Below are 22,077 nucleotides of genomic sequence, written 5' to 3'. Positions count from 1 at the left end.
CGCATATTTCCAAGACAGGCTCAACTATAAGCAGGATATTAGATGGCGAAGGTCGTAGTTTTTCTCTTTAACAAAGTTAAAGACTCCTAAAGTATAAAATAAAATAAGAGCCTCTAGTATGGGCTCTTACGTGATAAATCCAGCTATTATTGTTGTGTCATCATCATAATTTTTAGCTTTTTTTGACAAGTGTTGTATAGAGCATTCAGGAGACCTAGACGTTTTAATCCATTGCTGGTCGGCCTGCGAAATCGTAATGCCATCCGAATGTAATAAAAATTGAAAACCTTTGCGAAACGGGAAATGAGCTAATCTGTACTGAAATTTACGACCTGACATATATCCTGGTGCAGGAATCGGGCGCGAAGCTTCTCCCTTGTCAGAAATTAAATAAGTTCCTATATTACCAATGTTTCCGTATACTATTTCGTTTACAGAAAAACAGGCTTTTAGTATGGTAATTACTACACCTCGTTCCTGTATTAAAGCCCGATTGCATTTCTCTAACATACTGGGCACGTTCTCATGATGATATTGTTCAATAATATCCATTGCCTTTTTAGCGGAACGATACGCTCCTTCACCGCTTCCTAAACCATCTGCCAAAGCGCAGATAAAATAATCATCCGTTTCCACAGTAACATAAGCGTCCCCGCATCGATAATTCCCCTTTTTCTCCTGTTGAAAAGCTGCAATATCAACTTTGGAATGTGTTTTATTTTCAATCATTTAAAGACACTCCGATGGCTCCACTCTTATAGATTCCCGTAATTTCTGCAAAGCTCTGCGCTGCAAGCGGGATACATGCATTTGAGATATACCCAGCTTATCGCCTGTTTCTTTCTGACTTAAATTGTCAAAATAAGTGCATTGCAATATTTCTTTTTCTCGATCTGTTAAAATACCGAATGCTTTTTCTAATAGCATGTGCTGATCCGTTTTTTCATATCCTTCTTCTGTGGCCCCAACTAGGTCAAGAAGTGTAACAGCGCTGCCTTCTTGGTCTGCTTCAATAGACCGGTCCACAGAGAGAGCTTGGTAACTTTTACCCATTTCCATTGTCTCTAAAACTTCTTCTTCACTCACTTCCAAATAAGAAGCAATTTCTTCTACTTGGGGGGAACGCTGAAGTTCATTAGTCAGCTCTTCTACAGCTTTTTTAATACGAGGGCCCAATTCTTTTATACGCCTAGGGACATGCACACTCCACGTTTTATCTCTTATAAATCTTTTTATTTCCCCAACTATTGTAGGCACTGCAAAAGATTCAAAGCTGCGCTTAAAGGAGTCATCAAACCTTCTTAAAGCAGCCAGCAGACCAATCATACCCACTTGGTACAAGTCATCATCATGGTCTTGTCCTCTTGAAAACTTTCGTGCCAAAGACTGCACCAACGGCTCGTAATGTTTCACTAACTTCGTTTGAATGTCTTCTGAAGGATCTTGCTGGAATTGCTTTATCCATTCATATACCTGGCTCTCTTCTTCCTTATTGCTTTTGTGCGTTTGTTGGTGCTGGGACTCCATTGGCATCCTGCTCCACCTCATCTCTTTGCAGAAACTTTGTCATCACAATTGCAACGCCAGATTCTCTATTGATTTCCACTTTGTCCATCAGAGAATTAATAAGAAAAAGTCCTAGCCCCCCTTCTTCTAGCTCTCCTATCGGCTTTGTCCCGTCTACTGGGCCAAGTCCCTTTTTCAAATCATCGAAATTAAAACTTTGTCCATTATCTGAAACAACAATTTCTATTTTGTCTTTGTAAATACTGCACCCCAAAGCCATCAAACCATTTTGTTTGTATGCGTGGTCTACAACATTGGTACACGCTTCAGCCACTGCAATCTTCAAATCTTCAATATCATCATAGGAATAACCGACCCGGTTAGCAACTCCCGAGACGGTTAACCTCACGACTCCCACGTATTCTGCTTTTGCCGGCAGTTTCATTTCAATATAATCTTTAGCCTTATCACTCATCACTTGGCCTCCTCTCTTTCTTCATCGATGTCCATCACTTCATCTAATCCTGTAATAGAGAACAACCGTTTCACCCTGGAATTCAAACCGATGAGCTTGAGTGTAGTATTATTGCTGTTCGAAGATTTTAATGCTCCGATAAAAATGCCTAACCCAGTACTGTCTATATAATCAACTCCTGACAAATCAACGATGACATTTGTTCCGTCTTTCTCGGTTAAAGGAAGCAGAGCCTCCCTTAATTGTGAAGCTGTATAGGCATCAATCTCGCCACCCACGTAAAGAATATTACGGTGGTCTTTTTCTTCTGTTCTGATGTCAAGATTCATTTTAATGCCTCCTATGCAAACATTATCTTGAGTTGAAGTACATATTTAGAAAACTTGGTCTTCAGCCAAATCTTAGAGCCAGAAATGCGCTTATAACAGAGTTGAAAACCTCAATTTTTTAACGGTGGTAAAAAAGAAGACGGCCTGGGGCCGCTTCGTTTTTTTATTATTGATTCATTGTTTGTACTTTCCCAAATAAGTATAAACTTAAACCTTTCTTCTCAAAATTATTAAGGACAAATCATCACGAAGTTGAAAACCTTGCAGTTTTTCCAATTGGTAGAAGACATTATTAACTATTTCTTGGGCAGGTAGATGCTTATACTGATGAATAAACCGAGTAAGTTCTTCTCTTTCAATAAAACCCTCATCCGTACGGCATTCCGTTACGCCATCAGAGAGCAGCACAATAAAATCTCCCGGTTCAACTTTTTTATGGTATTCACGAAAAGTAGTATCCCTTGTAATACCCAGAACCAATCCTTTTGCATAAAGTTCTTCAAAGCTGTCTGTCTTATAATTATAATAAAAACCAGGCTCATGACCTGCTCCTGAATAATAAAAATGATGGACACGCGGATCATACGAGCCATACATCATCGTAATAAACATATTAGAAGCCACATTTTGTTCGACAACACGGTTAAGGTTTTCTAAAAGAGCACCTGGCTGAAGCCTTTGTTCCGGCAGACTATCCATCGCATATTTAATCATAGACATACATAATGCAGCCGGTACCCCTTTACCTATAATGTCAGCGATAGCTACACCTATACAATTATTTTCATCTTTAACAAAATGGTAATAATCTCCACTCATTTTTGAAGCAGGCACACTAATCACACCAACATCAAGGGAGTCTACACTCGGGATTTCTTTAGGTAAAAATGTCTGCTGCATATTCGCCGCTACATTTATTTCCGTTTCTAACTCTTTCTGTTTATCTCTTAGGCTTTGATGTTCCCTATAAGCCATCCCATATCCCATCATTACTTCTAAAAGAAATTCAAAGGAATCCCGTGCCCCTTGAGGAAGATCCGGAAAGAATTTTTCTATTGCATCTAGATGAAGACTGACTACTTCTTCCGGAGAAATTTGATGTTCAAGTACTTTTTTACTAAATTGCTGTGCGTGATATAGGCCTGTTTCATTTTTTTCCTGTAAATATGTTTGTAATATTTTGGCATATTGTTCCTGCATTAAGCTAAAAGAATCTGCCAACCTTCAACCTCCTTTAGCTGTTCCATTTTATCGTCGTTATCTCCGTACCTTCACCTGCAATAGAATCAATATCAAACTCGTCCATCAGTCTTTTTACACCTGGCAGTCCTGCTCCTAAACCACCTGAAGTCGTAAAACCGTCCTCCATTACCTGGCGAATGTTTTTAATACCAGGACCTTTATCTTTAGCGGTTATTTTTATTCCATGTTTCACACCAGTCGATTGCATTTCTTCGACGGCCTCAATAATTATTTCACCTTTTTCAGCGTATAGGTAAATGTTTCTTGCCAACTCCGAAATGGCAGTCGTTATTCTAGCTTGATCTACACTGCTAAAACCTATTTCTTTTGCTAAATTTCTTCCAGCTTGACGAGCAGAAACGATTCCCCATTCCGTACGGACTTCAACATTGGATTGGACACTCATTTTTTATCCCTCCAATTCCTGTTGAAGTTTATCCAGACCTTGTTCTAGATCAAGAGCAGTAGGCACCTCGTCAAGCATAATACCCATATCAATTAAGGTGATAGCAACGGCAGGCTGAATACCAGTCAAAACAACTTTTGCTCCCATCAAATTGGACATTTCTACTACGTCTCCTAATACCTTTGCTATAAAAGAATCAATCATTTCTACGGAAGTAAGATCAATGACCACACCGGAAGAGCCTTCTTGATGAATCTTATTTAAAAGATCTTCTTGAAACTGAAGGGCCGTTTGATCATCTAATTCTACTTGCACAGATATTAATAAATAATCATGTAGTTTTAAGATTGGAATGCGCACACTATTACCCTCCGATCTATTTACTGCATTTATCTAAAATCGTCACTAGAGATATTTACGATTTTCCGCTGGGTCAATTCCAAACCTGTTTCAATCCCTTTTCGAAGGGTGCTTCTTGTCGGGAACTTACCAAGATCGATGCCTAGATTTACGATGGTTTGAGCAATTTCAGGGCGAATACCTACAAGAATACACTCAGCACCAACCAGTCTGACAGCTTCTGATGCTTGAATAATATGATGAGCAACCATTGTATCTACTACAGGAACACCCGTAATATCAATTAAAACAACTTGAGATCGATGCTCGATAATGCCTTCAAGCAGATTTTCCATAATGAGCTTTGCTCTTTCCGTATCAATGGTACCAATAAGAGGCATTACACTAATTTTCTCAAATACAGGAATTAACGGGGCCGATAGTTCTTTTAATGCCAGCTTTTGAAGATGCAGCGTATTTTCCCATGAACCTGAATACTCATCTACAAGTTGGTTAATAATGCCATCGATCCAGCTTTCTACTTCATAAAACGTCTCGAATACTTTTTTTGAATTAATAGTTTCTTGGGAGGTCATTGTTTCCAGCAGCACTCGACGAAAAGCCTGCATCCCTTGAGTAAAGTAACTGAGCGGCCATCCAGTATTAATGAAGCGTTCTGCAAACTGACGAAGTTTCTCTTTAGCTTCGCTCTGTTCTAATTCCAGTGTATCTATAATTAAACGGACGAATTCTACATTCGTTTCATTATACACTTCTGCGGGTAAGCTGCGGGTAAATTCATTATCACTAAAATGCCGAATTTCTTCTTTCCAGCGATCAATGATTTCCTGACGTTGACTATAAATCATTTCTATAATGGATGGCTGCATAAACAATTCCTCCAAAGACTATTTATGTTTTTTCAACAAGTAGTTTAAAAGATTATAAAATGGTAAAAAATATATACACATACTTGTTTATATTATTTCACGTCTTCCATTTAGGCGCAAACAAATCATATAATAATAAATTTTTTTTCACTTTTTCTCATACTCCACCTTTTAAAACAGAGTGACCAAAATCAGCCTGCTAAAGACATAACTTTTAATATTAGACGTTACAAAAAAAGCTGCTACATGTAAGCAGCAACTTTTCAGCCCGTATTTCATTTAGTAAAAAACATTAAATAAAATAGAAATAATAGCACGGAAGGGTATAATTGAGACGAACCAATGTTCAGCTTATAGGGGGAGATCGATCACACTCCGCTTACTAGTCTGTTATCAAGTGAATGTTCTGCTTCTTCTTCTGCCAGAAAAGATTCGGCTGCTATATGCAAATTGATGCTGGCCATTTCCATATAACCTTGCTGCATAGATTCCCGTACTCTCTTTTTTTGGCGCTCTTTAAGATAAAATTCTGTAGCTTGATGGATAAAGTCGTTGCGGTCCACTTCATCATTTTCAATTATTCCGTCTAGTTCACGCAGTAAATACTCGGGAAGACTGACATTAATTTGCTTTGTGCTCTTCTGAGACACTCCACACACCTCCAGCATACGCCTTACTGTCTCTGTTCATTTTATTCAATCATAGCATTTAGTTATACATTTTGCAAAGTACGTTTAAGATGAATTTTAAAACCATTTCTTGTAACCTATTATAAAAGCACAAACGCCCCTGGTTACCTGTGACAGGTTCTGCAAAACACGGAACGGTGTCTGCGTCTCTCCACGCAGGGCGCTTAGAAGACGGATCCATTCTCGCAGAGGCGCCAGCCAGCAAAATTCCTTAACAGTAAAAAAACTGCGTTTGATTCGTTTTTCAGCAATCAACCACCTACATATATACGGGGGACTCTTTTACTAATCATACATGGTATTTCATAAGTAATCGTGTGAATCCGGTTTGCTGCTTCTAAAACAGTTATAGACTCATTGTCTTGTTCACCAATTAACGAAACCTTTGTTCCAATTGGAGTATATTCTGGAAGCTTAATCATCATTTGATCCATGCATATTCTTCCCACGATCGGTGCTCTTTGGCCATTAACCAAGACTTCTCCTCCATAGGTTGAGTGGTACCTATACCAGCCATCAGCATAACCAATCGGGATGGTTGCTATCCATTCTTCATCTATCGTTGTGTACGTTGCTCCGTAGCTGATGCTTTCGCCAGGTAATAGTTTTTTTATTTGAACGATACGGCTATGCAGCGAAAAAGCCTGTTTTAAAGGGAAAGGAATTTCATCTAAGATTTCCTCTGAAGGAGTCAGTCCATACATTGATATTCCAAAACGAAACATATTAAAACACTTATCAGGAAAACGAAGGCCTGCTGCACTGTTTCCACAATGAATATAGGAAAGGTCCCCGATATTGTCTGCTGCCGCTTCCAGCATATTAAGAAATCGATGATATTGTTTTTGGAAATAAGAAGAATTTTTTTCGTCCGCAGTGGCAAAGTGTGTAAAAAGGCCTTCCGTTTCTATTTTTTCACAACTTTTCAGCACGTTTGCAAATGAAACTAAATCTTCCTTTGAAACAATCCCTATACGCCCCATGCCTGTATCTACTTTAATATGAATGTGCAGCTTGTTTTTTGAAGATAAATGCTTCTCGGCTTCAACCAGCCAGCTCTCTTGAAATACTGTTAAACGAATATCTTGCTCGGCTGCGAGCTGTGAGTCTTCCGGGCGGGTTCGTCCTAAAACTAATATAGGAGCTTCTATTCCTGTCTCTCTGAGCTCAATTGCTTCTTCTAAAAGAGCAACACCTAAAAATGCTGCCCCAGCTTGAAGAGCGGCTTCTGCAGTTTTCACAGCACCATGCCCATACCCATCAGCTTTCACAACGGCCATCAAATGCATCTTCTGCTTAAAATGTGCTTTTGCTTTTTCTACATTTGACTTAATATGATTTAGATTAACCTCTGCCCATGTATCTCTATACGATGTTTGTTTAAAAGCCATCCTATCTTCTCCTATGCTGTCATATCCTGCTATTTTCTATCCGTTATTGTAGCACAAAAGAAAACCTCAAAAGAGAGCTGATTCTTTTGAGGCACTAAAATTTTTATTTGAGGTTTTGTCCAGAATAATCCATCGAACGTGCGATTGCCATCATTTCCTCTTGACTTAAGTCATTAGAAGCAAGCAAGTATTCTACACCATTATGATGCCATGTGAGTGAACCTTCGGTTTGTGCTCCCACTGTAAAACCTAAGTCAACAGGCTGTCCTGCACCTACATCCACATTCGCAGCTGCCTGTAAGGCTTGCTCAGAACGTTCCACAATGGTAAAGGACTGATCTCCACTATAGGATAACACAACTTTCTGCCCCGTATCCGTCATTGATTCTTCCGTATCTTCTAAAGAAGAGCCTTGTGGTTGATATGATGGATACACAACTTCAAAGGAATTATTTTCTTGGTTTTCGTTATCATCTTCTTCTGCAGACGCAGGAATTTCTTCTTCTTCTAAGGCAGCGGCTGTCATATTTTTATCTGTATCAAAGTCATTGTCATCAAAAGAAGCATTTTCATCAAATTCTGTAAATTCTACAGAAACTAGTAATTTATAATCAGCATCATAAATCTTAACAGTACGAGGTTCTAGTGATTTGGCATCTAGTACAATTTCCTGATGGTGAAGGTTTTTATTTTGATAGTTCGTTTTTGTTTCAAATACGTAGGTACCTTCGTGAATAGCGAAAGTACGTTCAGCATCCATCAATATATCAGAGATAAGGGATTCATAAAGGTAAACTTGGCTATTGTTATTAGGCCAGTCACTTTGAAAGCGAAAACTTTTATTAAGAGCTGGCGTTAATACAAATACTCCATCATCATTTCTAATAATCATTTGATTTTGTTCTTCGTTGTCATTTTTTAAATGTACTTTGTAATATTTATTTTTTTCATTCTGCATGTGCCAAATGTCTACATTATAGGTGCGGGCTTCCTCGCCAGTTTCTAGAGTCATTGATGCTTTTCCTTTGTATCCATCCATGTCTTGAAGTTTTTTGTCAAGGTCCTGTACAACTTCTTCTTGCGACTTTTCACCGCACGCTGTAATTAACCCAAGCAACGCGATAAACATAACAATTAACAGAAATAGTCTGCGCACGTTATCATTTCTCCTTTGTCCTTAAGATAACGACAAAGGAGGGAACCTTTACAAAGAAGAAACTATGGTACGAAATGCAAGCGGCAGATGATGAATCAAATCAGACGACGCCATTGAAGTAGAAGTATATTTCTGTTGCACAGCTAAATCAGATGTCAGCCCATGGGCGTATACTGCATTGCAAAGAGATGAAGATATAGACTCGTTTTGCAAAAGCATCCCTAATGCTATCCCGGTTAAAATATCACCCGTCCCGCCTCTTGCCAATGCTTCATTACCCGTTTGGTTTATATATTGTCCTCCTTGAGGGGTAGTGACAATGGTATACGGACCTTTTAATATCAGATAACAACCATATTCTTGTGCATAATGGCGGGATATTTCAAAACGCCGTTTATTAACTTCACTAGCTGACAATCCAGTGAGGCGGCCCATCTCTCCCGGATGTGGGGATAAGATGAGTGGTTCCTGACGTCTTTTCATTTCTTGAGCCAATTCTGGCAAATAATATAGAGCATCTGCATCTAGCAGAAGAGGTGTTTCCACTTCTGAAATCAACTTTCGAACGAGGTTTTTAGTACCTTTTTCTCTTCCAAGCCCGGGTCCTGCTGCTACCGCATCGTAATTCTCAAATGAGAAATCCTTACCTATAAGCTCCCCGGCAATCCCCCCGTCTTTTTCAGGCAGCAGTAAAAACATTGTTTCTGGTACGTTATTGGAAACAATAGAAAGGATACTAGATGGAAGAGCAGTCGTTAACAACCCAGCCCCGCTGTAAATACAAGCAGATGCTGACATGCTAAGCGCTCCTGGCATTTGTAATGACCCTCCAACAAGCAGGCCTTTTCCATGGTCCCCTTTATTAGCAGAAACCTTTCGTTCTGGCAGTGTTTTTTGAACGTCAGACTTCGTCCACACTTTTCTTGACACATTAATTGATTTCCATGCGGCATTAGGCAGTCCGATATCCACTACTTTTATCTCTCCATAATGAGCTCTTGCCGGGAAAAGATATGCACTGCATTTAGGGGATTGCAGCGTAATTGTAATATCTGCTTGCACTGCACTTTTAGGAACTTCTTCTTCTCCCGTCGGTACCCCGCTTGGAATATCAATCGATATGATATCTCCTGCTGCTTCATTTAAACATGCTGCTGATTCTTTATAAGGAGAACGCAATTCACCAGTTATGCCAGTGCCAAGCATAGAATCAATAAATAAATCGTAGTTCTTTTCTAAAAGGGTTTCGGCTGATTTCCACCTGTACCCTTCAAAACCGCAGGATTCAAATAAATGCTTATGGTAGAGGGCCGCTCCCTTCCATTGTTCCTCTTCTGCCAGAAGCCACACATCCACATCTCGTCCTTTTTCTAAAAGAGTCCTCGCTATTACAAAGCCATCACCGCCATTATTCCCTTTACCAACCAGAACTGCGATCTTCTTTTGATCTAAATGAGTATACAGCCTTTCCACTTCTTGGGCTGCAGCTCTGCCGGCATTTTCCATTAACACCTCTTCTTTCATTCCTATTTCTTCAATGGCACAGCGATCCACCTGCCTCATTTCATCACCGGTGACCACTTGCATGGCAGGTCCCTCCTAACCGCAATATATTTCTATGAACAAAACAACTAAGATATGCAAACAAGCCGTAACATGTCCCGAATTCATCAACTTTCCAAAATGACCTGCGCTGCAGCGTATTCTTCACAATGAGTAATAGAAACATGAATTTTCATTGTAGTGCCTTCTGCTTTAATGAGGGGTTTCCCTGATTTATCAGAGTCTACTTCTATATCTTGAAACCCAAATTCCCGAGATATTCCAGTACCTGCGGCTTTAGCAAACGCTTCTTTTGCCGCATATCGTCCTCCTGCAAATTCAATCCTTCTTTGACCTTTATACTCTCTTAATCGCTCTCGCTCTTTAGGGGTAAAAACCCTTTCTTCAAAACGAGTATTTTTATCTAAAAGACGTTCTATTCTTTTTAATTTAACTATATCTAATCCTATGCCATAAATCATTTATCTCTATTTCATCCTTTTTCAACAGGCTGTCATTAGTCGTTCTCTTTTTCCATATGGTAAAATTATATAGTATCACATGGTCAGCAACAACTCGGTCTTTTGCTGTGTTGTTGCAAAAGGAGAGGGAACATGTTTATAAGAAATGAAACCTTTTATTCTTTCAGAAAAAATTATCCTATAATAAGCGGACTTATCGTTATACATTTTTTGCTTTTTTTATGGATAAACCTATCCTTATGGACAAATGGATTAATACCATTTGGAAGAACTATTATGCAATGGGGAGTAGGAAATAATGGGGCTGTTGCTGCAGGGGAATATTGGCGGCTTATTACTCCAATTTTTCTACACCAGGGAACTGGGCATGTTTTATTTAACTCTTTTTCATTAATTTTATTTGGTCCTGCTTTAGAAAAAATGCTTGGAAAACCAAAATTTATAACTGTTTATATAGCTACAGGGATATTAGCTAACATAGCCACATTTTTATTAACAGGACCGTTTTATACACATCTCGGTGCCTCAGGAGCTATTTTCGGTCTTTTCGGTGTTTACCTCTACATGGTTATTAATCGTAAAGATTTAATCGATGCAGCTAATGCTCAAATCATTACTGTTATATTGGTCATTGGGGTAATCATGACTTTTATTAATCCTGGAATTAACATCATAGCGCATCTTTTCGGACTTATCGCAGGAGCCGTTATTGCTCCCCTGTTTCTAAAAAAAGCTCGCCCATTTTACATGCACACCTTCGAACCCGCTAAGAATAGAGAAGTTACATTCAACCCAAACCGATGGAGAAAACGCCGCATTATTCCAACACGTACCATTTTCCGTTTAATTGGCTGGATCTTTCTTTTTCTTGTTATTGCAGGTATAATCTCCAGGCTTTTTTAAATAAAAATCAGCTTACGCCAAGTCCAAATGACGGAAGTCGTATTTGCTTATACTTTGATCCTGTATCAAAGTTAAACATTCCTAAAGCATAAGAAAATGTAAGGAGCCTTTTATGTTCTAACAGGCTCCTTTTTATAAAGCATTTTTCGTTTTTGGTTGACAGCTGATCGGTTTTTCCATATAAAACGAACCACTTCTTCTGAAGTTAGAAATATTTCTTCAGCATCACAATAATCTTTCCCTTTGCCATGAATGGACCATTTATTTCCTGTTTTCATTAATGTCCATTGGCCGCCGCGTTTTTTATCCTGAAACACAAAATAATATTTCTGTCCATGCTCATCGTAATCAGCAATTGAATCAAAGGCTTTCAACATTTCATTAATATCATTTTTTCTTTTAATGACTTGATTCATTACATCACCTTATTCTTCCTTAATCTAATCAAGCATTCATTATCAATATATCAGAATATTCTAGCGAACGTTGTAAAATCAAGGAATCTAGGAAGAAAAATTTTTCGACAAAAATAAAACTGCCTTTATCCAAAAAGGGTCAGTTCTATTCTACCGTTTTTATATCATCAATTCTGTTAATGCCACAAATTTTACCTGCTTTTTACTAACAAACTAACTGCTTCTTTAATCGTATCTTCCGTATCTTCTCCACGTTGTATTTGTTGACGGACACATTGTTCAAGATTTTCACTAACCACAACCCCGATTGTACGATCTAGAGCACTTCTTATGGCAGACATTTGACTAACAATATCCTGGCACTCTTTCCCTTCATCCATCATTTTGAGAACACCGCGAACTTGTCCTTCAATCCGCTTTAATCTATTTTTAACTTGATCATTATAATCCAAGGTGACTCACCCTCCAACATACCTTTTGGTGTTTATACAATATTAAAGTTCTTAAATCATTAGATCCTAATGCCGGTAATTCTGCCATAAAAATGCTTTAAAAAAAGTTGTTTATTTTTTGATTTGATTTGGAGCAACTGGAACATCTATTGGGGCATGCAGCTTATATCCTTCTGCTTCTCCAAGATTCTCCCCTTCAAAGGATACCCGTTCAAATCCAAAGTCTGCTGCTGCAAAAAGGACAGCTTCCACCATTAATCTTCCATTGTTGTTTTCTGAAAGATGGCTGTCCTTAGAAAAAACCACTCGCGCAAGGTCTTGTTCTTCTTGTACCTCTTTTATCACCATATCTTCCGGTATAGAAGCATTTACACTGCTATTTTCCCCCGTAGATTTCATATGCTCCAGGGTTTCATGAAATGTTAATAATTCACCGTTCTCATTCGTGGAAGAAATATTGGCTCCGCTGCCGCTAACGAGAAAAGACCTGTTTTCGTTTGTAGTATATACGTAATATCCCCGGTTTTCCTGATCTATTCTATAGCGGTTTAAAACACCATAGTTTCCTAATTCAACACCCTCTTCACCATTTTGCTCAAGGATAACTTCCTTTTCCCCTAAATAACGCATACTTTCTTCTAAACTTCTCACAATCATTTCGCTTTCGTTGCTGCTTGCTTCCGAAAGATCTTCTTCAAATTCTGCTTCTAAAGGAGATCCCTCTTCCCCCGCAAAAGTCCAATCTATATGTTGGAGGGCAGAAGGATCTAATCCAACGTCTTCCCCTGTAAATTCTTCTGTCAATTCTTCAAATGCTTCAAGCGGCTCCTGACTTTCACTAATCACAAAAGTTAAAGGAACGATAACGGAAGTCTCAACATCTTGAAGCGGGATAGTTACAGCTTTTTCTCCCTGCTCAATATCATCTTCTGTCAACGCAGTAACATAATTATCATATATAGGATCCTCATCTTCAGCGTCTACTGCTGGTTCTTCATGTGTTTGTGTCTCTTCAGCTGTCTTATCAGCTGTCTCATCAGCTGACTCTTCATCCTGTTCGGAAATCGTAATGTCATTTTCTTCCTGTTTAGAACGTTCTGGGTTTTCCAAACTATTATCCGTTTCTTCTTGTTCCGTGATGTTTTCTGTACTGTTTTCCCCAGCTTGGCGATTCTCTATAGAGGCTGAATCTTCATCGGCAGTATATTGCTTCGGACTGGATAGCATATTGGGTAAAAGAACCAAAAGCAATAGTAATGCCGCAGCAGTTGAAAGTGTTGGAATAACCCATTTCGTTGGCCACCTTTTATTACCGTATTTTCCCGTTTTCTTTACTATATTTTGATATACTTCTTCCTTTGTCCGGTTATCACAGATCTGCGGTAATTGTTGAAGATTTTGTTTTACCAGTTCATCCGATGAACGAGAATAACGTTTTTTCACTGTTCTGCCCTCCTTTCTGTTATTTCCTTATTTTGTGAGAGGATGTCTTTTAATTTTTTAACAGCCCGGTGCTGCGTTGTTTTCACCTTACTTTCAGACCAGCCTAATATTTCAGCTGCTTCTCTTATGGAAAGTGATTCGACATAACGAAGTACTAGCACTTGGCGCTGGTCGGGAGTACAGTCTTCCATTGCTTCATACACGATTTTCACTTCATCTTTTGTTGAAACAATTTCATCCGGTAAAGGAGACGGATCCCTTATGTCCTCTTTGGAAAGCGGCCCAATCAACCCTAGCCATTTTCGCTTTTTTCGATTCTGCTTCCGAATCCAATCAATTCCTACGTGACGTGCTATAGAATACAACCATGTTTTTTCACTGCTTTTCCCTTCAAATGTCTGAAAGGAGTGAAATACTTTAATATAAACTTCCTGAACGAGTTCTTCAGCTGCTTCTTTGTCTCTAACCATATAAAATAAATATTGAAAAAGAGAGTGGTGATAGTTTTCATATAACCGTTCAAATTCATCTTGCACGATTAACACTCCCATATTTTTAGTCGTTCATTCTTTCGAATGTGTTACAAATTCACGGACGTAATTTAATATTAATGTGTAAAGCCCTATGCAAGGTTAGAAAAACTTGGCTTGCCGCCAAGCCCAAATGGCAATATACTTTGATTCTTTAACAAAGTTAAACATTCCTAAAGTACAAAAAGAAAAGCCCTTACGGTAAAACCGTTGAGCTTTCCGTCGATTTTAAAAGAATAACGCATACACCCAGTATAGTACTCCATACAAAATGACAAGAGTCACTATAAAAGCCAGCAGTCCTTTGTTCGATAATTTTTTCATCCTATCACCGCCACATCATTACCACCGTATTATATCATTTTTTAATAAATCTTCCTTCAAAAAAATTATATGAATTTATGTAAAATGCCTAAAAATATTGTATTCTCTAGCTCAAAGCCGAATTTAGCTTATCATGTTCAATTACATTTATTCCATTCCTACCTAGTGTTAGAAAGGAGCTGTCTGGAAATGACAGAAGCCCCTTAGCCTTTTCTTATGCTTTTTCGTTTTATAACAGTGAAACTTTTCTAAAGTGAATCAATTTCATAAGTGCTATTTTGATTATCAAAAACGAACATTATATCGATATATCGATTGTAGTGGAAGGCGACGACTCCTGCGGGATAAGCTTGAGCTGAAGACCCCGCAGGCAGCTTGCTGCCGAGGAGGCTGAAGCCAAGTCCGCGGCAAAGAAGACACTACGATAACGAGGGTATTTTATAAAATGTTCGTTTTTAATGATATAGAAATGAATTATGAAATTCATTCAAGTACAAAAAAATAAAGACGCCGCAAAAGTTTATTACTTTTCTAAGGCGCCTTTACTCTTTTTAAATACAAGTTCATATTCCTATTTAATTATATTATTCAGTTGTTTCATGTTTTAAATACGTTTGTTCATAAATGTGTTCAATATCTTCATCTGTCATCGTGGATAAGTATTTTTCTTCCATTCCCTTTACTTTAGAAATAAACGATACCATGTTTTTCCGCTCTATTCTTTTCATATCCAATGCACCCTTTCTGTACTGTATTATTACAGTTTAATTATTTAAATGTATTGTATAACAGAAACATCCTTTCGTCAATGGTATTTTTCAGAAAAATTTAATTTTTTTAGACTGATTGAAAGTAAGAAAGATAGAGGAAGAAAGCCCTTTGACAACTTTTTCTACTTTTTTTACACTTTTTGTAACTGTTTTTTTCTACATAGCGACTATTAAGGTAGACTGATTCAATTAGAAAGGGGAAAATCATGACACGTCTATTGTACTTTGTACTTATCGTTCTAATAAGCTTTGGGGTGCTGTCAGCGTGCGGCCAAGGAGAAGAAACAGAAGAAGACTTAGAAACAGGCGCCGGCACTGAAGAGGATAAAAATGAATCTGAAGAACAGGGAGAAGCAGTTGAAGACAGCCAAGACGAGAAGGATGAAACCACGGTAGAAGACACAGAAGAAACTGAAGAAGTAGAAGAAACTGAAGAAGCAAATGAAAAAGAAAGTGAAGAAACAAATGCATCAGAAGAAACTATCACTGAAACGGTAACATTGTACTTTTCAGATGAGCAGCTGCTTGAAACGTATAAAGAGCAGCAAGAAGTAGAAGCAGACTCTGAAGAGGGTATTCCGGCAGCTGCTCTTCAAGCATGGATAAATGGACCAGAGCACGAGGAACTAGTTGGCCCTTTTGAAGGAGAAGAGGTGCAGGTTCAATCAGTAGAGGTGCAAGACGGTACAGCAGAAGTTTCTTTTTCGGAATCTTTGTTGGATGTTAATGCAGGCTCAAGTGCTGAAATGGCAATTACCGAACAAATTGCTTTAACTATGGAGCAGTTTGGTTATGAGGAAACGAAAATTCTTATTGAAGGAGAAGAGGAATCTTCTTTATTCGGCCATATGGACAGCACGGAACCTATTTCTGCTAATAACCCTGATGATTATGAAGCAATGGAATAAATTGCGCTATGCTAAAGAGCAGCTGTTTTCATTAAACAGCTGCTCTTTTAAATATATTTTATAAGCGTTACACGGCGGCCGTTTTCCTCTAAAATCATATTATCACTGCACTCTTTCATAATAGCTAAACCGCGGCCGGATTGTTTAAGCGTATTAGCAGTTCTTTTAAACACTTCCTCAGAAGCCTGTCTGTACAGTGTTTCCGCTTCCTTTGTCAACCCGCTTCCACGGTCCTCAATAGATACAATTATTTTCGTTCCATCTGATTCAAAAGATATACTTGTATAAATCTCTTCTTCATTTCTCCCGTGATGAACTGTGTTATTTAGTGCTTCATTGACAGCAACCTCAAAGAAAAATTGTTGGTCGCTTTGCAGAGGTTGAAGCCAATTTTTAATCTTTTTTCTCGCTGCGTGATAATCTTGTGGCTTTTTAACAATACATTTATCATACTTCATTCTGAGCTTCAACCTTCCTTTCAGGATCATAAGATTGATTATGATAATTTGCAAAATTTCTCATGGAAAATATGTGTATATTCTTCATAATACTTTAATAATATCAAAGACCTAGGATATATTACATCATTATAATATTTGTAATACTTTTTTAATATTATTGTTAACCCTTGATCTATAGAGGTTTTATTCAGCTTAATCGCAATTGGATTCTATTTCCTAAACAATTCATTACTCCCTCTTGGTACTCTTACGTTGTGAAAAATTCAACTAGGAGGGAATTTGGGTGTTTAAACAGTTAAAAATAGCAGGTGCTGCTTTTGCTGCCTTTATTTCATTCAGTGCAGCAGCTGAAGTTTCTGAAGCATATACAGTTAAAAGTGGTGAAACTCTTTGGTCTATCGGAATGGAACACGGGGTTTCTGTCATAGAGCTAAAAGAAGTCAATGAAAAAAACACTTTGCATGTAAATGAGGGAGAATATTTGCAAATCCCAGAAGGTATTTATCCTCATGAGAGGAATTTACTAGAGAGAATTGTAAGTGCAGAAGCCGAGGGTGAATCGTATGCAGGAAAAGTAGCGGTAGCTACAGTAGTATTAAATCGTGTAAAAAGTGATGAATTTCCAGACAGCATTAAGAAAGTTATATATGAAGTATCACCAACAGGCCACCCTTCATTCAGCCCGGTTTCAGATGGATCGATTAACCAGCCTGCAGATGAGGAATCTAAAAAAGCGGTTAGAGAGGCACTAGCTTTTGAAGGACAAGGCAGTGGTTCCCTTTTCTTCTATAATCCCGCTATCGCTTCTAACCACTGGATCGCTACGAGAGAAACAACTTCAGTCATCGGAAACCATGTCTTTGCAAAATAAAAAAAGCGAAGACTATCCAGCCGGTGCTAAATGATAAAGCAACGTATAAAATGAAAAAAACCTGCTTCTAGGATGATAGTCTACTACCTAGAAGCAGGTTTTTTCATTTTCTATTATTGACTAAGTTTACTTGCAACGTCTGCTACACGTGCACCAAGACGTCCTGCCATAGTAAATTCTCTCTCATCTGGCTGGTTTGACCCATCCGGTCCTGCAACTGTAGATGCAGCATATGGAGAACCGCCAATGCCGTCTGTCGTAAGCATTTCTTGGTTTTCCCCATAAGGAAGTCCAACATATATAAGGCCGAAATGAAGAAGCGGAACTAAAGTAGTAAGAGCTGTTGCCTCTTGTCCTCCATGTATAGAACCGGTACTTGTAAAGACTGCTGTTGCTTTTCCTTCAAGTTCCCCATTCATCCATAACGCACCAGCTGTATCAAGGAATTGTTTCATTTGGGCAGGCATTGTTCCATAGCGGGTTGGAACACCCCAAATAATACCGTCAGCCCACGTTAAATCATCATGGGTCGCTTCGGGGATATCTTTTTGAGCATCCTGTGCTTGAACGTAAGGATCTTGACCTGACATAGCTTGCCGCGCCGCTTCAAATTCAGGAACTTTTACGATTTTCACTTCTGCTCCAGCCTGCTCTGCGCCCTCCGCTACTTTTTTCGCCATTTCAAAAATATGTCCATAAGCACTATAATATGGAATTAAAATCTTTCCCATACAAACACCTCATTAACTTATTTTTTTAAAGTAACTATAATAAATTTTATTTTTTTTACTTACTTTTGTCAAGTACTGTCCTTATGCTTCCCTGCTTACTATTACGATAAACATTCAAGATATGTTAGAATAAAACAATAAAGAGGTGAGGATAATGGATTATACAAAGATGTGTCCCAAATACGAAGCAGCTGTCGAACTGCTTGGTAAGAAATGGACTGGCCTCATCATTCGCGTACTATTAGGCGGACCTAAACGATTTAAGGATATAAAAGCACAAATTCCTGAAATGAGCGATAGAATATTAACAGAACGCATAAAGGAATTAGAGGAAAACAATATTGTAGAACGCACTGTTTTCCCTGAAAAACCAGTACGTATTGAATATAGTCTGACCCTAAAAGGAAAAGACTTGGCTCCTGTTATTGAATCTATTCAAGGTTGGGGCGAAAAATGGATGTAAACGGATATGGAAGCTGAAAAATTGCATCCGCTATCTTAACTGTTGATCATCCATAAGCAAACTGGTATAAATGAGGCTTTTCCATTGCCCGGCGGATCTTCGGTCAAATAATGGGCCCGAAGTAAGAAATGTAGGAAAGGAAGAAATATGTTATGGCAGCAGTCCACACGTTTTCCCGGCGAGAAGAAATAGCAAATGCTGCTACACACGCTGTTGGTATAGTTTTAAGCATTGCAGCTATCACCCTTCTTGTAGTATTCGCAAGCATTCATGGCACTTCGTTCCATATACTAAGCGTCTCCATTTATGGAGCTACTATGTTATTACTTTATGTTTCCTCAACACTGCTGCACAGTTTTAAGAAAGGGAAAGTTAAAGACCTATTTGAAATCTTTGATCACGCTTCTATTTATTTATTTATAGCTGGTACTTACACTCCTTTTTTGTTTCACGTTATAGAGGGAGCTTTAAGCTGGACGTTATTTGGGATTGTGTGGGGCCTTGCGATTTTTGGTGTTGGCTTCAAAGCCTTTTTCGTAAAAAAATTTATGTTTCTATCTACTCTCTTTTACATTCTTATGGGATGGATTATTATCTTTGCTTGGCAGCCATTAACTTCCGCTCTTCCAGCTGGAGGGATTGGTTTTCTCGTAGGCGGCGGTTTGCTGTATACGATTGGCACAATTTTTTATATGTGGAGACACTTCCCTTATCATCATGCAGTATGGCATGTATTTGTACTTGGAGGATCTATTATGCATTTCTTTGCTATTTTCCTTTATGTACTGCCGTTATGATTTAAAAACATTGCACCTCAAATGCCAACCTATTAAAACTTTTCCTAACCGTGTGTAACAAAAACCCTCCTAGTTATCATAACAGGAGGGTTCTTGTTTTCCTTATTTTAAAATGATTCTTTTATTAGGACATCCTCAACGGGAAAACGGAATGATTCACGTGTTGTTCCGTGTCCTTTGCCTAATGAGATAAGCATTATAGGAATATAGCGGTCCGGAATGTTAAATGCCTCCATTAATTTTTCTTTATCGAAACCACCCATTGGAACAGAATCATATCCCTTTTCTTTGGCAGCAAGCATTAACTGCATAGCAGCTAATGAAGCATTAATTAAAGCCTCTTTATGCGCAAACCCTTCTTGCTCATAAGCACCATGAATATTTGCCACAATTTGATTTTTAACCTCGTCTGTTATCACTCCGCTTTTTACAGACTCATCAAAGACCGTATCAGCAGATTGATTAGCCTCTTTGTCTCCTAATATGGCGATGGTAACGGAGCTATCCTGGACTTGCTGCTGATTATAAGCAATCGGCAAAAGCTCCTGTTTTTTCTCATCCGATTGAACAGCTAAAAACCTCCAATGTTGAAGGTTCCAGGAAGAAGGCGCTTGTGATGCGGCTTCTATTATTTCATGCAAATCTTCTTCTGGGATTTTATATTCGCTGTCGTATTTACGAATGGAATGACGTTCTTTCATTAGTTCAATAGTAGTCATGGTGTTTTTCACTCCTTATGCTATTTATCCGCAAACTGTCCGCAATCTATCCTCTCATGATTTTTCCATTGTTTCAATTCTTCTGCTTTAAACCTTGGAAAAACTCGGCTTACTGCCGTGTCCTATAGCTATTCTTTGTTCCTTCACAAAGTTAAACATTTCTAAAGTACAAAGAAAGAGCAGCAAACTTTTGAACCGTTTGCTGCTCTTGAAGACCTTCGTCAATCGAACTCTTTATTTTGTAACAAACATTTGTGTCCAATAATTACCATAGCTTCCGCCTTCAGCATGTCCGACACCGATGTGAGTGAAGCTGCCATTTAAAATGTTTTCACGGTGACCTTCTGAGTTCATCCAGCCTTCTACAACTTGCTCAGGAGATTGCTGACCAGCAGCAATGTTTTCACCAGCACCTTGATACTCGATACCATAAGTATCCATCATGTCAAATGGGCTGCCGTAATTCGGACTGTTGTGAGAAAAGTATCCAGCATCTCTCATGTCTTCAGACTTGTCTCTTGCCACATCAGAAAGCTCACTATATGGTTCAAGAGGCTGCAGACCTTGCTTTTCTCTTTCCTCATTTGTCAAACGAATGACTTCTTGTTCAAATTCACTTTCACTTGCAACTTCTTCGTCATTTACTGTTTCTTGTTCAGTTGCTGTATCTTCATTCGCAGGAGCTTGCTGCTCTGCAGCTGGAGCTTGTTCTTCAGCAGTTGGAGTTGTTTCTTCTTCCTCTGCCGCTTGTTCAGCAGCTGGTGTTGTTTCTTCTTCCTCTGCTGTTTGTTCAGCAGCTGGTGTTGTTTCTTCTTCCTCTGCCGCTTGACCTTCATCAGGTTGTTCCGTTACTTCCCCCGGATTAGTGTATTGTTCTATTATATTATATACATCCAACTCTTCTAATTCCGGAATAGCTTGAAATAACTCGTTTTCCGTCAAGTTACTCTGTTCAGCTAATTTTGAAAAGAGTTCTCCAGACTCAACTGGTTGACTTTCATGAGCATTCACTGCCGCTGGGAAAGCAATTAATACGGCAAGTGATAAAACGATTTTTTTCATATTTAACACCTCCGCCACTTATTATGCCATAACTATGAAACTTCGAAAGGGGGGAGGGAAATTGTTGGTACCATATGTTAATTACTTCATTGAAACGATATGCTTATTTCACTTTTAATTCTTTTCAATATTTAATTACAAAAATACTTTTATTTATGACATTACACATCTAAAGTTGCGTTAAATCGTTCAATATTTAGGTCTTTTTACTCTCTTATTGTTACAAAGATGTAATAAATACGGAAAGTATACGTAATAAAGTCTTGCTTGATTACTGATGAGCTTTTTACTTTTCTTGGGTTATCGCTTTAAAAAGCAAACACCTAACTAACAGTGTAAAAAAAAAGCGCTGCTTCCATCAGCGCTTTCGTCATTGTATTTTTTTATTCTATTCCAGCGTCTTCTTCCATGCCGCCGTCTTCTTCCATCGCAGGATCCTCTTCCACGTCACCGCAAGCCGCTAGAACACTTGTTGCTAATATCCCAGACAATAAAGTATAAAGAAATTTTTTACTCATTATAATTCCTCCTTTATAGATGGAAGAGTATGAACATTTTGTGTTCATCTCTTGCTTTAGTTTCACTTTACCACATGTCTTTTCCTCTTAAAGCTAAATTTGGTAATTCCTATATTTTTTTAAAATTTTCCCATATTGTGTTAAATTTTTTTAAAAGAAAAGAGGAATAATAAGTTTGGATGTTTACCAAAAAGGGTATTATTTTTAAGATTTATACCTGTATCTTTATATACATAACATTTAGAAAGAACGAGGGGTTGAA

Annotated in this window: 28 protein-coding genes; 5 read left to right on the top strand and 23 right to left on the bottom strand. The window is 38.3% G+C overall.

Translation table 11 applies throughout. The features are described from left to right. Nucleotides 1–126: 126 nt before the first annotated feature. The 13 genes from CEF16_RS19030 to acpS all read right to left on the bottom strand — a co-directional run bounded on the left by CEF16_RS19030 (nt 127) and on the right by acpS (nt 10,447). A complete protein-coding gene (locus CEF16_RS19030; RefSeq protein WP_091584792.1) occupies nt 127–729 on the bottom strand; it encodes a PP2C family serine/threonine-protein phosphatase in 603 nt (200 codons plus the stop codon). Beyond that, nucleotides 730–1,527 carry an RNA polymerase sigma factor SigB gene (gene sigB, locus CEF16_RS19025; protein ID WP_425428032.1) on the bottom strand — a complete coding sequence of 266 codons (798 nt, stop codon included), beginning with the start codon at nt 1,525–1,527 and terminating at the stop codon, nt 730–732. Then, nucleotides 1,490–1,981, bottom strand: coding sequence for an anti-sigma B factor RsbW (rsbW, locus tag CEF16_RS19020; RefSeq protein ID WP_091584788.1), 492 nt, complete (start codon nt 1,979–1,981; stop codon nt 1,490–1,492). The genes sigB and rsbW overlap by 38 nt, the downstream gene beginning before the upstream one ends. Then, a complete protein-coding gene (locus CEF16_RS19015) occupies nt 1,981–2,310 on the bottom strand; it encodes an STAS domain-containing protein (protein WP_091584786.1) in 330 nt (109 codons plus the stop codon). The genes rsbW and CEF16_RS19015 overlap by 1 nt, the downstream gene beginning before the upstream one ends. Nucleotides 2,311–2,517: 207 nt before the next feature. Beyond that, nucleotides 2,518–3,510 carry a PP2C family protein-serine/threonine phosphatase gene (locus CEF16_RS19010; protein ID WP_091584845.1) on the bottom strand — a complete coding sequence of 331 codons (993 nt, stop codon included), beginning with the start codon at nt 3,508–3,510 and terminating at the stop codon, nt 2,518–2,520. 34 nt (nt 3,511–3,544) lie between these two features. Then, the gene (locus CEF16_RS19005; protein ID WP_091584784.1) at nt 3,545–3,958 is read right to left on the bottom strand and encodes an anti-sigma regulatory factor; all 414 of its coding nucleotides are present in this window, start codon (nt 3,956–3,958) and stop codon (nt 3,545–3,547) included. A gap of 3 nt (nt 3,959–3,961) precedes the next feature. Next, nucleotides 3,962–4,318 (bottom strand): STAS domain-containing protein, encoded by a 357-nt coding sequence (locus CEF16_RS19000; RefSeq protein WP_091273721.1) that lies wholly within the window; start codon nt 4,316–4,318, stop codon nt 3,962–3,964. A 29-nt stretch (nt 4,319–4,347) separates the two neighbouring features. Then, complete coding sequence (locus CEF16_RS18995; protein ID WP_091584782.1) at nt 4,348–5,187, bottom strand: RsbT co-antagonist protein RsbRA; 840 nt, start codon at nt 5,185–5,187, stop codon at nt 4,348–4,350. A 368-nt stretch (nt 5,188–5,555) separates the two neighbouring features. Continuing rightward, nucleotides 5,556–5,837: an antitoxin gene (locus CEF16_RS18990; RefSeq protein ID WP_091584780.1), complete on the bottom strand. Its 282-nt coding sequence runs from the start codon at nt 5,835–5,837 to the stop codon at nt 5,556–5,558. 290 nt (nt 5,838–6,127) lie between these two features. Then, nucleotides 6,128–7,267 carry an alanine racemase gene (alr, locus tag CEF16_RS18985; protein ID WP_091584778.1) on the bottom strand — a complete coding sequence of 380 codons (1,140 nt, stop codon included), beginning with the start codon at nt 7,265–7,267 and terminating at the stop codon, nt 6,128–6,130. A 103-nt stretch (nt 7,268–7,370) separates the two neighbouring features. Continuing rightward, nucleotides 7,371–8,423: a LolA family protein gene (locus CEF16_RS18980; protein ID WP_091584776.1), complete on the bottom strand. Its 1,053-nt coding sequence runs from the start codon at nt 8,421–8,423 to the stop codon at nt 7,371–7,373. A 48-nt stretch (nt 8,424–8,471) separates the two neighbouring features. Further along, nucleotides 8,472–10,010: an NAD(P)H-hydrate dehydratase gene (locus CEF16_RS18975; protein WP_091584775.1), complete on the bottom strand. Its 1,539-nt coding sequence runs from the start codon at nt 10,008–10,010 to the stop codon at nt 8,472–8,474. Nucleotides 10,011–10,093: 83 nt separating this feature from the next. Next, nucleotides 10,094–10,447: a holo-ACP synthase gene (gene acpS, locus CEF16_RS18970; protein WP_091584773.1), complete on the bottom strand. Its 354-nt coding sequence runs from the start codon at nt 10,445–10,447 to the stop codon at nt 10,094–10,096. A 132-nt stretch (nt 10,448–10,579) separates the two neighbouring features. Between acpS and CEF16_RS18965 the strand changes: the two genes are divergently transcribed. Next, the gene (locus tag CEF16_RS18965; protein WP_091584771.1) at nt 10,580–11,350 is read left to right on the top strand and encodes a rhomboid family intramembrane serine protease; all 771 of its coding nucleotides are present in this window, start codon (nt 10,580–10,582) and stop codon (nt 11,348–11,350) included. A 110-nt stretch (nt 11,351–11,460) separates the two neighbouring features. Here the strand turns inward: CEF16_RS18965 and CEF16_RS18960 are convergent, their stop codons facing one another. The 5 genes from CEF16_RS18960 to CEF16_RS18940 form a co-directional block, all read right to left on the bottom strand. Next, nucleotides 11,461–11,766 (bottom strand): hypothetical protein, encoded by a 306-nt coding sequence (locus CEF16_RS18960; RefSeq protein WP_091584769.1) that lies wholly within the window; start codon nt 11,764–11,766, stop codon nt 11,461–11,463. Between the two features lie 191 nt (nt 11,767–11,957). Next, the gene (locus CEF16_RS18955) at nt 11,958–12,218 is read right to left on the bottom strand and encodes a metal-sensitive transcriptional regulator (RefSeq protein WP_091584767.1); all 261 of its coding nucleotides are present in this window, start codon (nt 12,216–12,218) and stop codon (nt 11,958–11,960) included. Nucleotides 12,219–12,329: 111 nt separating this feature from the next. Further along, on the bottom strand, nt 12,330–13,661 hold the full coding sequence (locus CEF16_RS18950) for a hypothetical protein (protein ID WP_091584765.1): 1,332 nt from the start codon (nt 13,659–13,661) through the stop codon (nt 12,330–12,332). Next, nucleotides 13,658–14,197 carry an RNA polymerase sigma factor SigX gene (locus tag CEF16_RS18945; protein ID WP_091584763.1) on the bottom strand — a complete coding sequence of 180 codons (540 nt, stop codon included), beginning with the start codon at nt 14,195–14,197 and terminating at the stop codon, nt 13,658–13,660. The genes CEF16_RS18950 and CEF16_RS18945 overlap by 4 nt, the downstream gene beginning before the upstream one ends. Nucleotides 14,198–15,099: 902 nt before the next feature. Then, a complete protein-coding gene (locus CEF16_RS18940; protein ID WP_091584760.1) occupies nt 15,100–15,243 on the bottom strand; it encodes a BH0509 family protein in 144 nt (47 codons plus the stop codon). Nucleotides 15,244–15,491: 248 nt separating this feature from the next. On the opposite strand from CEF16_RS18940, the gene CEF16_RS18935 reads away from it, so the two are divergent. Then, the gene (locus tag CEF16_RS18935; protein ID WP_091584758.1) at nt 15,492–16,193 is read left to right on the top strand and encodes a GerMN domain-containing protein; all 702 of its coding nucleotides are present in this window, start codon (nt 15,492–15,494) and stop codon (nt 16,191–16,193) included. Between the two features lie 47 nt (nt 16,194–16,240). On the opposite strand, the gene CEF16_RS18930 is transcribed toward CEF16_RS18935, so the two are convergent. After that, complete coding sequence (locus tag CEF16_RS18930) at nt 16,241–16,651, bottom strand: ATP-binding protein (protein WP_170032141.1); 411 nt, start codon at nt 16,649–16,651, stop codon at nt 16,241–16,243. A gap of 286 nt (nt 16,652–16,937) precedes the next feature. Between CEF16_RS18930 and CEF16_RS18925 the strand changes: the two genes are divergently transcribed. Continuing rightward, nucleotides 16,938–17,525 carry a cell wall hydrolase gene (locus CEF16_RS18925; RefSeq protein ID WP_091584754.1) on the top strand — a complete coding sequence of 196 codons (588 nt, stop codon included), beginning with the start codon at nt 16,938–16,940 and terminating at the stop codon, nt 17,523–17,525. Nucleotides 17,526–17,638: 113 nt separating this feature from the next. On the opposite strand, the gene wrbA is transcribed toward CEF16_RS18925, so the two are convergent. Beyond that, on the bottom strand, nt 17,639–18,256 hold the full coding sequence (gene wrbA, locus CEF16_RS18920; protein ID WP_091584752.1) for an NAD(P)H:quinone oxidoreductase: 618 nt from the start codon (nt 18,254–18,256) through the stop codon (nt 17,639–17,641). A 154-nt stretch (nt 18,257–18,410) separates the two neighbouring features. Between wrbA and CEF16_RS18915 the strand changes: the two genes are divergently transcribed. Together CEF16_RS18915 and trhA are read left to right on the top strand one after the other, a co-directional pair. Beyond that, on the top strand, nt 18,411–18,719 hold the full coding sequence (locus tag CEF16_RS18915; RefSeq protein WP_091584750.1) for a winged helix-turn-helix transcriptional regulator: 309 nt from the start codon (nt 18,411–18,413) through the stop codon (nt 18,717–18,719). Nucleotides 18,720–18,871: 152 nt separating this feature from the next. Further along, on the top strand, nt 18,872–19,516 hold the full coding sequence (gene trhA, locus CEF16_RS18910) for a PAQR family membrane homeostasis protein TrhA (protein ID WP_091584748.1): 645 nt from the start codon (nt 18,872–18,874) through the stop codon (nt 19,514–19,516). Nucleotides 19,517–19,623: 107 nt separating this feature from the next. On the opposite strand, the gene CEF16_RS18905 is transcribed toward trhA, so the two are convergent. The 3 genes from CEF16_RS18905 to CEF16_RS24995 form a co-directional block, all read right to left on the bottom strand. Next, nucleotides 19,624–20,235 carry a nitroreductase family protein gene (locus CEF16_RS18905; RefSeq protein WP_091584746.1) on the bottom strand — a complete coding sequence of 204 codons (612 nt, stop codon included), beginning with the start codon at nt 20,233–20,235 and terminating at the stop codon, nt 19,624–19,626. Between the two features lie 234 nt (nt 20,236–20,469). After that, a complete protein-coding gene (locus CEF16_RS25135) occupies nt 20,470–21,297 on the bottom strand; it encodes a CAP domain-containing protein (protein WP_091584744.1) in 828 nt (275 codons plus the stop codon). A 383-nt stretch (nt 21,298–21,680) separates the two neighbouring features. Beyond that, nucleotides 21,681–21,815, bottom strand: coding sequence for a hypothetical protein (locus CEF16_RS24995; protein ID WP_281259192.1), 135 nt, complete (start codon nt 21,813–21,815; stop codon nt 21,681–21,683). Nucleotides 21,816–22,077: the final 262 nt, after the last annotated feature.

The sequence above is a fragment of the Alteribacillus bidgolensis genome, assembly GCF_002886255.1.
Taxonomy (GTDB): Bacteria; Bacillota; Bacilli; order Bacillales; family Marinococcaceae; genus Alteribacillus; species Alteribacillus bidgolensis.
Note: the sequence above shows the minus strand (reverse complement) of the source record. Positions and strands in the feature narration are given on the sequence as shown.

What these genes read in the sequence shown, in the direction of transcription:
- CEF16_RS18940 (WP_091584760.1), bottom strand. Translation starts at nt 15,243, where the DNA reads ATGAAAAGAATAGAGCGGAAAAACATGGTATCGTTTATTTCTAAAGTA.
- CEF16_RS18965 (WP_091584771.1), top strand. Translation starts at nt 10,580, where the DNA reads ATGTTTATAAGAAATGAAACCTTTTATTCTTTCAGAAAAAATTATCCT.
- acpS (WP_091584773.1), bottom strand. Translation starts at nt 10,447, where the DNA reads ATGATTTATGGCATAGGATTAGATATAGTTAAATTAAAAAGAATAGAA.
- alr (WP_091584778.1), bottom strand. Translation starts at nt 7,267, where the DNA reads ATGGCTTTTAAACAAACATCGTATAGAGATACATGGGCAGAGGTTAAT.
- CEF16_RS19030 (WP_091584792.1), bottom strand. Translation starts at nt 729, where the DNA reads ATGATTGAAAATAAAACACATTCCAAAGTTGATATTGCAGCTTTTCAA.
- CEF16_RS19005 (WP_091584784.1), bottom strand. Translation starts at nt 3,958, where the DNA reads ATGAGTGTCCAATCCAATGTTGAAGTCCGTACGGAATGGGGAATCGTT.
- CEF16_RS18960 (WP_091584769.1), bottom strand. Translation starts at nt 11,766, where the DNA reads ATGAATCAAGTCATTAAAAGAAAAAATGATATTAATGAAATGTTGAAA.
- CEF16_RS24995 (WP_281259192.1), bottom strand. Translation starts at nt 21,815, where the DNA reads ATGAGTAAAAAATTTCTTTATACTTTATTGTCTGGGATATTAGCAACA.
- CEF16_RS19015 (WP_091584786.1), bottom strand. Translation starts at nt 2,310, where the DNA reads ATGAATCTTGACATCAGAACAGAAGAAAAAGACCACCGTAATATTCTT.
- rsbW (WP_091584788.1), bottom strand. Translation starts at nt 1,981, where the DNA reads ATGAGTGATAAGGCTAAAGATTATATTGAAATGAAACTGCCGGCAAAA.
- CEF16_RS19010 (WP_091584845.1), bottom strand. Translation starts at nt 3,510, where the DNA reads ATGCAGGAACAATATGCCAAAATATTACAAACATATTTACAGGAAAAA.
- CEF16_RS18930 (WP_170032141.1), bottom strand. Translation starts at nt 16,651, where the DNA reads ATGAAGTATGATAAATGTATTGTTAAAAAGCCACAAGATTATCACGCA.
- CEF16_RS18915 (WP_091584750.1), top strand. Translation starts at nt 18,411, where the DNA reads ATGGATTATACAAAGATGTGTCCCAAATACGAAGCAGCTGTCGAACTG.
- CEF16_RS18995 (WP_091584782.1), bottom strand. Translation starts at nt 5,187, where the DNA reads ATGCAGCCATCCATTATAGAAATGATTTATAGTCAACGTCAGGAAATC.
- CEF16_RS18935 (WP_091584758.1), top strand. Translation starts at nt 15,492, where the DNA reads ATGACACGTCTATTGTACTTTGTACTTATCGTTCTAATAAGCTTTGGG.
- CEF16_RS18975 (WP_091584775.1), bottom strand. Translation starts at nt 10,010, where the DNA reads ATGCAAGTGGTCACCGGTGATGAAATGAGGCAGGTGGATCGCTGTGCC.
- CEF16_RS18905 (WP_091584746.1), bottom strand. Translation starts at nt 20,235, where the DNA reads ATGACTACTATTGAACTAATGAAAGAACGTCATTCCATTCGTAAATAC.
- trhA (WP_091584748.1), top strand. Translation starts at nt 18,872, where the DNA reads ATGGCAGCAGTCCACACGTTTTCCCGGCGAGAAGAAATAGCAAATGCT.
- sigB (WP_425428032.1), bottom strand. Translation starts at nt 1,527, where the DNA reads ATGGAGTCCCAGCACCAACAAACGCACAAAAGCAATAAGGAAGAAGAG.
- CEF16_RS25135 (WP_091584744.1), bottom strand. Translation starts at nt 21,297, where the DNA reads ATGAAAAAAATCGTTTTATCACTTGCCGTATTAATTGCTTTCCCAGCG.
- wrbA (WP_091584752.1), bottom strand. Translation starts at nt 18,256, where the DNA reads ATGGGAAAGATTTTAATTCCATATTATAGTGCTTATGGACATATTTTT.